The sequence below is a fragment of the Amycolatopsis sp. DSM 110486 genome, from assembly GCF_019468465.1.
Lineage (GTDB): Bacteria > Actinomycetota > Actinomycetes > Mycobacteriales > Pseudonocardiaceae > Amycolatopsis.
This window is the reverse complement of the sequence record NZ_CP080519.1, coordinates 7,335,239-7,348,794: the sequence shown is the minus strand read 5'-3', so window position 1 is coordinate 7,348,794 and position 13,556 is coordinate 7,335,239. Positions and strand designations below refer to the sequence as shown.

Genomic DNA, 13,556 nt, shown 5'->3' with positions numbered 1-13,556 from the left:
GCGAACCGAAGCCTCACCTGAAGTCCCTGGACTTCAAGGCCAGGGACTTCAGGTCCAGGGCCGCCAGATGGTCCGCCACCACCGAGACCGTGCCCTGGCCCACCTGGGCAATGCCGCGCACCAGGATCACCGAGTGGTTCTGCAGCAGGCGGCGGTTGCGGCGCCACACGCCGACGGAAACGATGACGTTGATCATGCCCGTTTCGTCCTCCAGGTTGAGGAACGTGATGCCCCCCGCGGTGGCGGGGCGTTGTTTGTGGGTGACGGCGCCGCCGACGCGGATGCGGGTGCCGTCGGGGACCGACAGGAGCGACGCGGCCGGGAGGGCGCCCAGGGTGTCGAGGTGGGTGCGCAGGAACGAGACGGGGTGGCGGTCCGGCGTGATGCCCGTGGCCCACAGATCGGCGGTGGCCAGTTCGAACGCCGTCATGCCGGGTAGCGGGGGCGCGTGGTGGCCGAGCGACAGGCCGGGCAGGTGGTCGGACCGCGTGGCAGAGGCGGGGCCGGCGGCCCACAACGCCGAGCGGCGGTCGCCGAAAACGCCTGCCGTGGCGAGGGATTCGACGACCGGGCGGGCGAGCTGGACGCGTTCGGTCAGGTCGCCGATGGACGCGAACGGGCCGGCGGCGTCGCGCTCGGCGACGACGCGGTCGGCCACGTCCTGGCCCACCGAGCGGATGCCGGCGAGCCCCAGCCGGATCGCGACGCCGCCAGTACTGTCCGAACAGGACTCCAGCGTCGCGTGCGGCAGGGAGAGGTTGAGGTCCGGCGAGCGCGTGACGACGCCGTGGTGGCGCGCGTCGGCGACGAGCGACTGCGGGCTGTAGAAACCCATGGGCTGCGCGCGCAGCAGGCCGGCGCAGAAGGCGGCCGGGTAGTAGCGCTTGAACCACGCCGACGCGTACACGAGCAGCGCGAACGACATCGAGTGCGCCTCGGGGAAACCGTAGCCGGAGAAGGCGTGGATCTGCTCGAAGATCCGGGCGGCGAGGTCGGCCGGCAGGCCGTTGGCCGCGGCGCCCTCGAAAAAGCGACCCGCCAGCCGCCGCATCTTCTCACTGGAGCGCTTGGCCCCCATGGCCCGGCGCAGCTGGTCGGCCTCGGCCGCGGTGAACGACGCGACGTCGCGCGCCATCTGCATCACCTGTTCCTGGAACAGGGGCACGCCGAGGGTTCGCTCCAAAGCCGGCGCCAGCAACGGATGCGCGTGCGACCACTCCTCCTCGCCTCGCCGGCGCCGGATGTAGGGGTGCACCGAACCGCCCTGGATCGGCCCCGGCCTGATGAGCGCGACCTCCACCACGAGGTCGTAGAACTTCCGTGGCCGCAGGCGGGGCAGCGTGCCGAGCTGCGCGCGGGACTCCACCTGGAACACCCCGACCGCGTCGGCCTCGCACAGCATGTCGTACACGGCCGGGTCTGCGAGGTCGAGGTCGTGCAGTCCGATGTGGACGTCGTGGTGCTCGGCGACGAGGTCGATCATGTAGTGCAGCGCGGACAGCATGCCGAGGCCCAGCAGGTCGAACTTCGTGAGCCCGATCGCGGCGCAGTCGTCCTTGTCCCACTGCAGCACGCTGCGGTCGGCCGCCGTCGCCCACTCCACCGGCACGATCTCCGACACCGGCGTCTTCGCGATCACCATGCCACCCGAGTGCACACCCAGGTGCCGTGGCGTGTCCTCCAGCCAGGTGGCGCACTCCAGCACGTCGTCGGGGATCTCGTGGCCCTGCTCCCCCGGCGTCGAGCCACTGGCGACGGACGACCAGCGGTCCACCCGCTTGCCGAACGCGTCCTGCTGGCCGGTGGAGTACCCGAGCGCCTTGGCGGCGTCGCGGATGGCGGAACGCGAACGATAAGTGATGACATTCGCAACCTGCGCCGCGTGAAAACGACCATGTTTGGCGTAGACGTACTGGATCACCTCCTCGCGCCGGTCGGACTCGATGTCGACGTCGATGTCCGGCGGGCCGTCGCGTTCCGGGGCGAGAAAACGTTCGAACAACAACCCCCACTTCACGGGGTCGGCGTGGCTGATCTGCAACGCGAAGCACACCGCGGAGTTCGCGGCCGAACCCCGGCCCTGCGCGAGGATGTTCGTTTCCCGACAGAATCTGACAATGTCCCACACCACGAGGAAGTAGCCGGGGAACCCGAGCTGCCGGATCACCGCGAGCTCGTGGTCGAGCTGGGCGTAGGCCTTGGGGTTGTCCGCGCGGCCGCCGTAGCGCACGGCGGCGCCCTCGAACGTCAGGTGGCGCAGGTAGTCGTCCTCGTCGGCGAACCCCTCGGGCACGGCGAACGGTGGCAGTTTCGGAGCCACCAAAGCGAGGTCGAACGCGCATTCCACCCCCAGCAGCGCGGCCCGCTGCACCGCGCCCGGGTACCGCGCGAAGCGGCCGGCCTGTTCCGCGCCGCTGCGCAGGAACGCCGTGCCGTCGGGAGGTAGCCAGCCCTCCAGCTCGTCGACGGACCGCCGCGCCCGGATCGCCGCGACGGCCGCGGCGTGGCGGGCCTGCTCGGGCCGCGCGTAGTGGACGTTGTTCGACGCCACCGTCGGCAGCCGCAGCTCCCGCGCCAGCTCGGCGAGGCGATCGTTGTGCACGGCGTCGAGCGGCAAGCCTTCCTCCAGCAGCTCGACGGCCACGTTCTCCCGGCCGAACCGCTCGGCCAGCGTCCGCAGCGCCGCGGCCGCCCCCGCGTCGTCGCCCCGCGCGAGCGCGCTGCGGACCGCACCCTTGCGGCAGCCGCTGAGCACGAGGACGTGGCCGCGCAGCTCGTCGGCGACGTCGTCGAGCGCGAGTACCGGACGGCCCTTCTCCCCCGCCAGCTGCCCGCGCGAGATGACTGAGCACAGGCGCCCGTACCCCTTGAGGTCGCGCGCGATCACCTGCAGGTGGGTGCCGACGGGGTCGGCCACCCCGCCCTGCGGCGCCGGCAGGCCCAGCGACAGCTCCGCGCCGTAGCCCGTGCGCACCCCGATCTCGCGCGCGGCCTCGGCGAACCGGACGGCGCCGTACATCCCGTCGTGGTCGGTGAGCACCAGCGCGTCGAGCCCCAGCCGCACCGCCTCCTCGACGAGCGCCTCCGGCGACGCGACGCCGTCGAGGAAAGAGAAGTACGAATGGAGGTGCAGCTCCGCGTACGGCACCCGCCGTCCGTCCGCCTCCACGTCCGCCCACGGCCGCAACCGCTCGGGCGCCCGGTACCCCTCCCGCTTGCGCGACCACGCCGGCGAGTCCCCGCCGTCGCCCCGCACGGGCGCCCGCCCCGCCGCGATCCGCTCCAGCTCCGACCACCGCATGAGGGGGTTGTTGAAGCCGCCTCGCCGGTGTTGCTGGTCCTGCTGGTCCACCGCACTGCCCTCACTCGCGTGAAACCGCCGCGGGGAGACAGCGTGTCCGGACCCGAACCCGGGATGGGAACAGGTGTTCGATTAGCACCATACCTCGACGCTCGAGGGGGACCGGTCCCCCGGGTGCGACGCCAGGTTCGTGGTGCCGGATTTCCCGTCCACGATCGGAGCCGCACCTCGGCTCGAAATTTGTAGGCGGCTCCAATATCGAGGACGCGAGGCAGACCACAGAACCGGGCCGCGCAGCCCGCACCTCGACTACAGTCCGCTCCGGAACTGAAGCCAGCACTACACCAGACCGCGAGGAGACCGAGCATGCCCCAGCTCCAGGTGATCGCCCGCTACACCGTGTCCGCCGGCAAGGAAGACGAGGTCGCCGCGCTGGTGCCGCAGCTGGCGAAGGCGGCGCGGACCGAGCCGGGCAACCTGGCGTTCGACGTCTACCGCTCGTTCGACGACCCGCGGTCGGTGGTGCTGCTGGAGCGCTACGTCTCGCGGGAGGCGTTCGCCGAGCACCGCGAGACGGAGCACTTCAAGCGGCTCGTCCTCGACGGCATCGTGCCTCTGCTGGACGACCGGGCCGTGGAGCTCTTCGACGTCGCCGAGTAAGTCCACAGTGGACCGCGAAGGCCCACTGTGGACACAGCGTCACTCCTCGGTCGAGGCGTAACGCCCCTGCACCGCTTCGGCTGCCCGGTGCCGGTCGGCGTCGGACCATTCGCCGAGCTCGTAACCGTGCCACGGTTCGGCCAGCGACAGCTCCGGCAGGCCGAGCTCCTGCCACAGGTCCTGCGCCCGGTCCATGAACTCCTTGGCCGGCAACGAGGTCGGCGGGTACGGGCGCTTGCGCGTGGCGTCGATGAGCAGCGCCGAGGACAGGCTGCCGTCCTCGGCGGCCGACGGGTCGAGGCGCGGCAGCTTGCCCGGCAGGATCGTGACGTCGCGCGCGGGCTGCATGCGGAAGCTCATCGCCCACACCACGGCGCTGAGGTCCTCGGGGTCGACGTCGTCGTCCACGGCGACGATCGTCTTGCCCATCGACGCCTCGTACCCGGACGCGGCGTACAGCGCTTGGCGCGCCTGGCCGGGCGTCGGGTTCTTCAGCTGGATCACGAAGAACATGTTGCACGTGCCGCTCTCGTGCGTGACGAAGCGCTGCACCGCGTTGATGTTGCACGCCTGCTTGAGGAACCGCAGGTACACGTTCTCGAAGGCGATCTTGCGCATCAACGTCGACTCGCTGGGCGGGAACTCGCTGATGAACGCCTGCACCACCGGCGCCGTGCGGTGGGTGATGCAGCGGACGCGGAACACCGGCGACGTCGTCTGCGGGCCCATGTAGCCGCTCGCCTCACCGAAGGGACCCTCCGGCTCCAGGTGCTCCGGGTCGATCTCGCCTTCGAGCACGATCTCCGCGTGCGCGGGCACCTCGAGGTCCACGGTCTCGCAGCGCACCACCTCGAGCGGGCGGCCCATCAGGCCGCCGGCCACGGCGTACTCGCTGACGCCGAACGGGATCTTCTGCGCCCCGGCGAACCCGACCGCGGGCACCGCGCCGAGCACGATCGCGGCCTCGAGCTTCTTGCCGAGGCGCCGTGCCTTGGCGAGGTGGATCGCGATGTGCTGCGTGGGCGTGTCCATCTGCAGCCCGATGCGGTCCGGGCCCTTCACCATGCCGCGGTAGATGCCGACGTTGTACGTGCCGTCCTCCGGGTCCTTGGTGACCCAGTACGGCGCGGTGAGGAACGGCGCCGGGTCGAAGCCGGGCGTCGAAATCGGGTGCGGGAACCCGTCGACGCCGCCGGCGTCCAGCAGGGACTGTCCCGAGAGGACGTTCTCCTTGCACGGTCCGGTCTCGACTACCACCGGCTCCACGGGGTTCGCGAGCGCCGCGGCCCAGCGCGCGGCCACCTCGTCGGGCTTCGCGGCCAGCGCCGTGGTGTACACCGCGCGCGAGGACGCGAACGCCCCCATCACCACGGTGCCGTCGTAGCGCCGGCCGGACCCGTCGGTCACGTTCTCGAAGAGGAACGCCTTGCGCTCGGCCTCCGGCAGCCCGCGGAACTGCAGGCGCACCAACGGAACCAGCTCGGTGTCCTTGTCGACGGGCCGGCTCACGCGCACCAGCAGCCCGCGGCGGTCCAGCTCGGCCAGGTACTCCCGGAGGTCACCGTAGGGGTAGTCGTTCACGGCTGTCGGTTCCTCTTTCGTCGACGGGAAGAACTCACGGACTCCTTGTTACAGAGGCCGTTAACAAACGCGTGCCGCACCACGAAACCGCACGGGCCCGGACACGGCACGATCACGATTCTCCTTGCCAGCAAGGGTCTCCGGCCCGGTCCGAGTCCACATCATCCTGACCGCCCTCGCGGTCCGGCGTTGACACGGCACCGGGCGCGACCTATCGTCTCCCGCATCATTTATGGCTGTCAAGTCAGGTACTAAAGTTAAATAAATCCCCCCATCAACCCGCGGCACCCGTCCCCCGCCCGCACTCGTCGACGAGTGTCGTGGTGCTGGGTGCCGCCCGGGCCGAGGAGCGCGGATGCGACCCGCTGCCACGTTCGACCACTGCCTCACCGAGACCCCATTGTCCCCCAAGGTCCTCGCGATCGCCGCCATCGGCGGCGCCGCGGTGATCTTCGACGGCTACGACCTGCAGGCCCTGGCCTACGGGCTGCCCAAGATCGTCGCCGAGTGGCACATCTCCCCCGTCCAGGCGGGGTTGCTCGCGTCGATCACGTTCGTCGGCCTGTTCATCGGCGCCGTCGGTCTCGGCGCGCTCGGCGACCGCTTCGGCCGCAAGCGCATGCTCGTGCTGGGCGTGTCCGTATTCGCGGTTTTCATGGGCACGGCCGGGTTCGCCGGCGACTACACGCAGTTCGCGATACTGCGGTTCTGCGCCGCCATCGGCATGGGCGGCGTGCTGCCCGCGACGATCGCGATGCTCGGCGAATACGTGCCCGTGCGCAAGCGCGGCCGGATGATCGCCGCGTCAGCCGGCTGCTTCACGTTCGGCTTCGTGGTCGCGGCCGTGGCCGCGACGCTGCTGGTGCCGAGCTTCGGCTGGCGCCCGCTGTTCCACATCTCCTACGCGGCCCTGGTCGTCGCCGCCCTGATCGCGTGGTTCGTGCCCGAGACGCCGCAGTTCCTCGCCACGCGCAGCCGGTACGAGGAAGCCCTCGCCACCGTCAAGAAGGTCTACCCGGCGATCTGGCCCACCGCGCAGGCCGCCGACCCGGCCACGTTCTTCACGGGCCCGCGCACCGAGAACGGCAAGATCCAGCTGCGCACGCTGTGGACGCCGCGCTACCGCAACTCCACGCTCACGATCTCGCTCCTGTATCTGTTCCTGCAGTTCGTGGTCTACGCGCTCGACTTCTGGATGGTGTCGCTGCTGGTGAAGCACGGCCTGTCGCTGGTCAGCAGCTACTCCTACGCGATCGAGCAGGCCGCCGCGGCCACGATCGGCGGGTTCATCCTCGGCTGGATGCTCGACCGCATGAACCAGTACGTGGCACTCGCCATCGCGTTCGCGGCCGGCGGGGTGTGCCTGGTGCTGTTCGGCTTCGCGAGCTCCGTGGTCGCGCTCTACCTGCTCAACGCACTGGCCGGCGCGTTCATCATCGGCGGCCAGAACGTGGTGCACACGCTCGTGATGGGCACCTACGGTCCGGAAGCCCGCGCGACGGGTCTGGGCTGGGCGCTGGGCATCGGCCGCCTCGGCGGGCTCCTGGGCCCGCTCATCGGCGGTTACCTGCTCGCCGCTTCGCTGCCCTTCCCGGTGTACTTCCTGGTCTTCGCGGTGCCGGCGGTGCTGTGCTCGATCACCGTGGTGGTACTACGGGCCGTCAAAAAGCCGGAACCGGCTCCCGTGGCGCGCCAGCTTGACCCAAAATACTAAGCTAAGTACATTACTTGAGTACCGTTAATTTCTTGATCAGGAAGGCAACCATGCGCCTTGCCGTGCCCGATCTCGTCTCGAACTCCTACTTCCCCGCCATCGCGGCCGTGGAGCTCGGATACCTTCGCGACGAGGGTCTCGACGTGGAGCTGGAACTCCTGTTCCCCGTCACCGACGCAGCAATCGCCCTTCGCGAGGGGCGGATCGACTACCTCGCCGGGTGCGCCCACGCCCCGCTCTACGCCGACCCCACCTGGGGCGGGCAGAAGCTGCTGGCCGCGCTCGCGCAGAACATGTACTGGTTCCTCGTGGTGCGGCCCGATCTCGACATCACCCGCGAGACGCTCGCCAAGCTCCACGACGTCCGCATCGGTGCCGCGCCCGGCCCGGATCTCGGCCTGCACCGCCTGCTCGACGCCGAGGGCGTGGACCTGAAGGGTGCGAACGTGACCATCGCCCCCGTCGCGGGGGTGGCCGGTGACGTCTCGTTCGGCGTCACCGCCGCCAAGGCCCTGTCCGAAGGCAAGATCGACGCCTTCTGGGCCAACGGGATGGGCACCGAGGTCGCCGTGCAGCGCGGTGTCGGCAAGGTCGTGGTGGACGCCCGCCGCGACGGCTCCGCCCACTCGCTGTACACCTTCCCCGCCCTGATGACCACGGACCGCACGGCCGCCGACCGCCCCGAGGAGGCGGCGGCCGTCACCCGCGGCGTGCTGCGGGCCCAGCGCGAGCTGGTCCGGGACCCCTCGCTGGCCACGAAGGTGGGCACCGCGCTGTTCCCGGAGATGGAGGCCGGCCTCATCGCCGGCCTGATCGAGCGGGACGGGCCGTTCTACGACCCGGCGATCTCCGCCGAGGCCGTGGCCGGGCTCGCCGGGTTCGCCCGCGCGACCGGGCTCACCGACCGCGAGCTGTCCTACGACGACATCGTCGCCGCGGGCGCTCGCGACCTGTGGCCGGCCTCGTGAAGATCGCTCTCGTCCAGATCGGCAGCCCTGAGGACGAGCCCGTCGCCGCCCGGTTCGACCGGGTGGCCGGGCTCGTCCGCTCGGCGGCCTCGGCCGATCTGATCGTGCTGCCCGAGCTGTGGGCCACCGGGTACTTCGCCTTCGACGACTATGCCCGCGACGCCGAACCGGCCGACGGACCGTCGTTGGCGCGGCTCGGTGAGCTCGCCCGCGAAACCGGCTCGTACCTGCACGGCGGCAGTTTCGTCGAGCGCCTGCCCGACGGCGCCCTGCGCAACACCGCCGTGCTGTTCGACCCGGCCGGCGAGCTCGTGCACAGCTACAGCAAGGTGCACGTGTTCGGCTACGAGTCGAAGGAAGCACAGCTGCTCAAGCCCGGTGACCACGTGTCCGCGGTGGCCACGCCGTTCGGCGCGGTCGCCGGCACCACGTGTTACGACCTGCGCTTCCCCGAGCTGTGGCGCTGCCTCGTCGACGCCGGTGCGGAGATCGTGATCGTGCCGGCCGCCTGGCCCGCGGCGCGGCTCGCGCACTGGCGCCTGTTCACCACGGCGCGAGCCGTGGAGGACCAGGTGCTCGTGGTGGCGTGCAACGCCACCGGCACCCAGGGCGGGGTCGAGCTCGGCGGGCACAGCCGCGTCGTCGACCCGTGGGGCACCGTGCTCGCCGAAGCCGGCACCGAAGAGGGGATCACCTGGTGCGACGTCGATCCCGGCGTCGTCCCCGCCACGCGCGAGCAGTTCCCCGTGCTCGACGACCGGCTTCCCAGCTATCGCGAACTGACCATCCGAGGAGCGCACGCATGACCGCACTCACCTTCACCGTGGCCGGGACGGGCGAAACCGTCGCGGTCGCCGACTTCGACCTCGTGGTCGCGGGCTACACCGGCCGCGACGAGGCCGCCGTGAAGCACCACATCGACGAGCTCGCCGCCATCGGCGTGCCGCCGCCCGACTCCGTCCCGGCGTTCTACGAGCTCGACGCGGCGCTGGCGACGCAGGCCGCGGCCATCTCCGTCGACGGCACCAACACCTCCGGCGAGGTCGAGCCGGTGCTCGTGCGCGCGGGCGGCAAGCTCTACCTCACGGTGGGCTCCGACCACACCGACCGCGACATCGAGACCTCCAGCGTCAAGGACTCGAAGGCGGCCTGCCCCAAGCCGCTGGGCACCACCGTGATCCCGGTCGACAACCCCGACTGGGACGCGATCGTCGCCGAATCCACTGTGGACGGCGTGCGTTACCAGCACGGCCCGCTCAGCGCACTGCGCATCCCCACCGACGTGCTGGACCTGCTCGGCGGCTCGGCCGAGCGAGACCTGGTGATGTTCTGCGGCACCCTGACGCTGCTCGACGGCAAGTTCGTGCCCGGGAAGGCCTGGACGCTGTCGCTGGCCCTGCCCGGCGGCCCCGAGCTCACCCACGCCTACTCGGTGTCCTGACCCCTCGTACCTGGAGAGAGAAAACCCCATGGCCAAACCGGAACACGAGTTCTTCCCCGCCAAGACGGTGGAGTTCACGCCCTGCGCGGGCGTCGTGCCGCAGCTGACCGAACGTATCCTCGCCGCCGACGGCGACAGTGGCGTCGCGACGCGCATCCTGCGTTTCGAGCCCGGCACGGACACCACGCCGAACGGCGTGCAGGTGCACGACTTCTGGGAAGAGGTCTACATCCTCGAAGGCTCGTTCCACGACACGCGCCTCGGCAAGACCTTCTCGGCCGGCGACTACGCCTGCCGCCCGCCGGGCATGGAGCACGGCCCGTGGACGAGCGAGGAAGGCTGCCTGACGTTCGAGGTGCGCTACCGCGCGAGCTGAACCGTCCACAGCGGACATGAGAAAGGGCGCCCGGTCCCGGCCGGGCGCCCTTTCTCGTCTTCGCGGTCCACGTCTTCGGCGTCCACGTCTTCGCTGTCCAGCGAGCATCATCGTTGCGCGGGCATGGAAACGGGTCGCCCGGCATCCCGCCGGGCGACCCGCTGTCTGTGTGCTTCGCTCAGGCCTGCACGGTCTCCGTGCGGCCACTGAGGTCGTAGCCGGCCAGCGCGCCGTCCACGAGGGCCTCCGCGCGGGAGAAGTCGTAGATCTGGCTCATGCGCGACTTCACGAGGAAGGGCGCGCCCGCGTAGAACATCTCGTACTGCTGGTGGCGGCTCGCGAACTCCGAGCCGACGAGGTCCCACACGAGCTTGAGCAGCTTCACACGCTCGACGGTCGGGTGCCCCGGCGACTGCACGTACCGCTCGAAGTCGGCGCGCGCCTCGGGGTTCTCGAAGTCGGCGGCCGAGGACGGCAGCTGGATCACGCCACCGCCGACGAGGTCACGCACCAGGTGCAGCAGCTTCGGGTAGAAGTCCGACTGCAGCGTCATGGTCGCGTAGCACTCCTCGCGCCCGGGCCAGGCCACGCCCTTCTCGTCGAGCTCGCAGTTCTGCTCCTGCGCGTAGACGAGGCCGGACACCATGGCCGCGTGGGCGGCCAGTTCGCCGAGCACGCCGCGCACCGGCGGGAACTTGTCCGAGCCGTTCATGCGCGCCACTCGCAACGCCAGGCCCGCCAGCAGGTCCAGCTTCACGGAGAAGCGGATCTGGGCCTGGTTGTTGCCCAGCAGGTGCGCCGGCGTGCGGCTCCACTGGTCGCTCGTGATCTGGCGGTCGCGGAACACGAACACCTTGTCCCACGGCACGAAGACGTCGTCGAAGACGATCAGCGAGTCGGTCTCGTCGAAGCGCGTGGCGAGCGGGTAGTCGTACACGCTCGTGGCGGCTTCGGCGTAGCTGCGCCGCGAGTAGATCTTCAGGCCCTCGGCGCCGATCGGGACGGCGACGGAGATCGCCTGGTCCTCGTCACCCGGCTGCAGCGGCACGATGCAGCTGAGGATGAGGTAGTCGGAGATCGCCGCGCCCGTGCCGAGCATCTGCGCGCCGGCGATGACGATGCCGTCCTCGCGCTCCTCCTTGACGCCCGCGTAGAGGTGCGGGTCGGCCTGCTGGTGCGCCGGCTTGCTGCGGTCGATCTGCGGCGGCACGATCGCGTACGAGCAGTACAAGTCGTTGTCGCGCACGTACTCGTAGAACTTCGTGACGTTGTCGGCGAAGCGCTGCTCGCCCGCCGCGAAGACGTCGGAGCGGCCCGCCCAGCCGGCCAGGAAGCCCGCGACGTGCTCGGGCCCGCGGCCCATGAGGCCGAAGGTCGCCTCGGCCGTCTTGCGCAGCGCGACACGGCGGCGGCGCAGGTCGTCCTCGCCGCGCGGGATGAGGTACGACAGGTTCACCGGGGCGCCGGTGGTCGGGGACGGGAACGTCATCTCCGCGGCGTTGGCCGGGTCGTGCGCGACGTCGTACACGCGCGCGATGGACTCGACGGCCCCCTTGAACGCGGGGTGCGCGGCGACGTCGGAGACGTATTCGCCGTCGACGAACACCCGCCGGTTGTCGCGCAGTCCTTCGACGTAGTCCTTGCCGGAACGCGTCACGCCGTTTCCTCCAGTGCGATCGGTAGCGGCCGGGGCCGCGGGTGGTGGACTCCTGCCTGCAACTGCCGGTAGCGGCCGCGGAAGTGCAGGAGCGGTTCGTGGTGCGGCAGCGCCGAGCTGAGCCCGATGCCGCCGACGGTGGCGATGAGCACGGCGTGCGTGCCCGCGTGCACGTCCTGGTCGATTTCGCAGTCCAGGAACGCGAGAGCGCCGGAGAGGGCAGGGCTGTGCCAGCCCTCGCGGCGGGTGAGCCATTCCTCGGGCAGGGCCTTGTCGGCGCCCGGGCGGGCGCAGTGGTCCGAGATCTCGCGCGCCGGCGAGCCGAGGATGTTCACGCCGAACCGGCGGGTTTCGGCGATGCGCTCGTAGGTGCGGGTGGAACGGTTGACACAGACGAGGATCATGAGCGGATCGACCGACACCGACGAGAACGCGGTGGCGGTCATGCCGAGCGGGCGACCGGTCGCGTCCGAGAGGGTGATGACGTTGACGCTCGCGGCGAACGAGCCGAGAGCTGCCTTGAATCCGCTCGGATCACTGTCCGCGGGATGCAGAGCCATGGGGGGACCTCCTGGGCCAGAAGGCTAACAAGAATACCTTACTTTAGTCAACTAAATCGGTGCGACGTATGATCGCCGGGTTCGCTCGCCGCCGCGCTCGTCCGAGAGGAAACTCCACCCCATGAACGACGCAATGCGCGCCTACACCAAGTGGGCCGACATCGGCGACGCCAAGCGCAGCCGCGAGTTCCAGGCGTACGTGAAGAACATCGCCGACGCCCGCTACGTCACGCGCCGCGTGCTGCGGATCGTCGACGAGCAGGCGAAGACCCACGGCCTGGAACCCCTGTTGCACCAGGCACTCCTGCAGGTGTACGGGTCCAACGAGGCCCTCGGCATCACCGTGAGCACACTGGCGGCCAGGCTCGACGTGGCCGCCGCGTTCGCCTCCCGCATGGTGCGCCGGCTCGAAGAGCTGGGCCTGGTCACGCGCGAGGCGTCGGAGAGCGACCGCCGCGCGACCAACGTCGTGGCGACCACCGCGGGCGCGGAGAAGCTCGCGGAGATCGACAACGAGGTGCACCACAGCGTCGCGTTCCTGCAGCACCAGTTGAACGAGGACGAACGCCTGTCGGCGCTGTCGATCTTCGCGTTCTACGTGGGCCTCGACCCGCAGTCGGCGATCGCCGAAGCCATCCGCGCGGCCGTCGATTCCTGACCTCTTCCTGATATAGTGTCCTCAGGTCATTGACTTGATGATGTCTTTGAGGGGGGCGAACACGGTGGAGGACGGGACCGCGGAGCTACTCGCCCTGTGGGGCAAGGGCGCGGTCGCGTCGAGCGACCTCGACTTCGCCAACCACGTCAAGGCGATCGCCCACGCGCGGTTCGTGCTGCGGAAGATCCTGCGGCTGCTCGACGAGCAGGCCATCGCGGGTGGGCTGCAGCCGCTTCAGCACCAGGCGCTGCTGCAGATCTTCGGCGCCGAGGACCCGCTGCCGGTGAACAAGGTCGCCGACCGCCTCGACATCGCGCCCGCGCTCGCGTCGCGCCTGATCCGCCAGCTCGAGGAGAAGGGGCTCGTGCACCGCGCCCGCATCCCCGACGACCGCCGGGTCATCGCCGTGCACGCGTCGGAGGCCGGCATCGAGGTGCTGCGCACCATCGACAACGCCGTGCACCACCACGTGAACCACTTCCAGCGCCAGCTCACCGACGAGGGCAAGTTCGGCGCGCTGGCCACGTTCTCGTTCTACCTGGGACTGGACTCCGACCCCCGGCTGGCGCTGCTGCTCACCGCCGCCGGGCACCACGCGCACGCGCACCACCACTGAGATCGCCGAAGGCCCGAACGTGGA

At 70.2% G+C, this 13,556-nt stretch carries 12 protein-coding genes; 8 read left to right on the top strand and 4 right to left on the bottom strand.

Translation table 11 applies throughout. From position 1 onward, the window contains the following. Positions 1-13: 13 nt before the first annotated feature. On the bottom strand, positions 14-3,301 hold the full coding sequence (locus K1T34_RS35620) for an error-prone DNA polymerase (protein ID WP_220247578.1): 3,288 nt from the start codon (positions 3,299-3,301) through the stop codon (positions 14-16). 366 nt (positions 3,302-3,667) lie between these two features. On the opposite strand from K1T34_RS35620, the gene K1T34_RS35615 reads away from it, so the two are divergent. Then, positions 3,668-3,961 (top strand): putative quinol monooxygenase, encoded by a 294-nt coding sequence (locus K1T34_RS35615; protein ID WP_220239112.1) that lies wholly within the window; start codon positions 3,668-3,670, stop codon positions 3,959-3,961. A 39-nt stretch (positions 3,962-4,000) separates the two neighbouring features. On the opposite strand, the gene K1T34_RS35610 is transcribed toward K1T34_RS35615, so the two are convergent. Next, positions 4,001-5,542, bottom strand: coding sequence for a UbiD family decarboxylase (locus tag K1T34_RS35610; protein WP_220239111.1), 1,542 nt, complete (start codon positions 5,540-5,542; stop codon positions 4,001-4,003). Between the two features lie 355 nt (positions 5,543-5,897). Here K1T34_RS35610 and K1T34_RS35605 point away from each other — a divergent pair, with 355 nt between their 5' ends. From K1T34_RS35605 to K1T34_RS35585, 5 genes are read left to right on the top strand one after another with little or no spacing between them, the layout of a single operon-like run. Further along, the gene (locus tag K1T34_RS35605) at positions 5,898-7,256 is read left to right on the top strand and encodes an MFS transporter (protein ID WP_220239110.1); all 1,359 of its coding nucleotides are present in this window, start codon (positions 5,898-5,900) and stop codon (positions 7,254-7,256) included. A 32-nt stretch (positions 7,257-7,288) separates the two neighbouring features. Next, on the top strand, positions 7,289-8,224 hold the full coding sequence (locus K1T34_RS35600) for an ABC transporter substrate-binding protein (protein ID WP_220239109.1): 936 nt from the start codon (positions 7,289-7,291) through the stop codon (positions 8,222-8,224). Then, positions 8,221-9,030: a carbon-nitrogen family hydrolase gene (locus K1T34_RS35595; RefSeq protein WP_220239108.1), complete on the top strand. Its 810-nt coding sequence runs from the start codon at positions 8,221-8,223 to the stop codon at positions 9,028-9,030. The genes K1T34_RS35600 and K1T34_RS35595 overlap by 4 nt, the downstream gene beginning before the upstream one ends. After that, entirely contained in the window at positions 9,027-9,665 is a 639-nt protein-coding gene (locus tag K1T34_RS35590; protein WP_220239107.1) for a DUF2848 family protein, read from the top strand. The genes K1T34_RS35595 and K1T34_RS35590 overlap by 4 nt, the downstream gene beginning before the upstream one ends. A 28-nt stretch (positions 9,666-9,693) precedes the next feature. Beyond that, positions 9,694-10,041 carry a cupin domain-containing protein gene (locus tag K1T34_RS35585; protein ID WP_220239106.1) on the top strand — a complete coding sequence of 116 codons (348 nt, stop codon included), beginning with the start codon at positions 9,694-9,696 and terminating at the stop codon, positions 10,039-10,041. Between the two features lie 178 nt (positions 10,042-10,219). Here the strand turns inward: K1T34_RS35585 and K1T34_RS35580 are convergent, their stop codons facing one another. Together K1T34_RS35580 and K1T34_RS35575 are read right to left on the bottom strand one after the other, a co-directional pair. Further along, positions 10,220-11,698 carry a 4-hydroxyphenylacetate 3-hydroxylase family protein gene (locus K1T34_RS35580; RefSeq protein WP_220239105.1) on the bottom strand — a complete coding sequence of 493 codons (1,479 nt, stop codon included), beginning with the start codon at positions 11,696-11,698 and terminating at the stop codon, positions 10,220-10,222. Next, the gene (locus K1T34_RS35575; protein WP_220239104.1) at positions 11,695-12,258 is read right to left on the bottom strand and encodes a flavin reductase family protein; all 564 of its coding nucleotides are present in this window, start codon (positions 12,256-12,258) and stop codon (positions 11,695-11,697) included. The genes K1T34_RS35580 and K1T34_RS35575 overlap by 4 nt, the downstream gene beginning before the upstream one ends. A gap of 121 nt (positions 12,259-12,379) precedes the next feature. On the opposite strand from K1T34_RS35575, the gene K1T34_RS35570 reads away from it, so the two are divergent. Together K1T34_RS35570 and K1T34_RS35565 are read left to right on the top strand one after the other, a co-directional pair. After that, positions 12,380-12,916, top strand: a complete 537-nt coding sequence (locus tag K1T34_RS35570; protein WP_220239103.1) for a MarR family winged helix-turn-helix transcriptional regulator — start codon at positions 12,380-12,382, stop codon at positions 12,914-12,916. A 64-nt stretch (positions 12,917-12,980) separates the two neighbouring features. After that, positions 12,981-13,532 carry a MarR family winged helix-turn-helix transcriptional regulator gene (locus K1T34_RS35565; protein WP_220239102.1) on the top strand — a complete coding sequence of 184 codons (552 nt, stop codon included), beginning with the start codon at positions 12,981-12,983 and terminating at the stop codon, positions 13,530-13,532. The last annotated feature ends 24 nt before the right edge of the window (positions 13,533-13,556 follow it).

What these genes read in the sequence shown, in the direction of transcription:
- K1T34_RS35620 (WP_220247578.1), bottom strand. Translation starts at nt 3,301, where the DNA reads ATGCGGTGGTCGGAGCTGGAGCGGATCGCGGCGGGGCGGGCGCCCGTG.
- K1T34_RS35615 (WP_220239112.1), top strand. Translation starts at nt 3,668, where the DNA reads ATGCCCCAGCTCCAGGTGATCGCCCGCTACACCGTGTCCGCCGGCAAG.
- K1T34_RS35605 (WP_220239110.1), top strand. Translation starts at nt 5,898, where the DNA reads ATGCGACCCGCTGCCACGTTCGACCACTGCCTCACCGAGACCCCATTG.
- K1T34_RS35590 (WP_220239107.1), top strand. Translation starts at nt 9,027, where the DNA reads ATGACCGCACTCACCTTCACCGTGGCCGGGACGGGCGAAACCGTCGCG.
- K1T34_RS35585 (WP_220239106.1), top strand. Translation starts at nt 9,694, where the DNA reads ATGGCCAAACCGGAACACGAGTTCTTCCCCGCCAAGACGGTGGAGTTC.
- K1T34_RS35575 (WP_220239104.1), bottom strand. Translation starts at nt 12,258, where the DNA reads ATGGCTCTGCATCCCGCGGACAGTGATCCGAGCGGATTCAAGGCAGCT.
- K1T34_RS35570 (WP_220239103.1), top strand. Translation starts at nt 12,380, where the DNA reads ATGAACGACGCAATGCGCGCCTACACCAAGTGGGCCGACATCGGCGAC.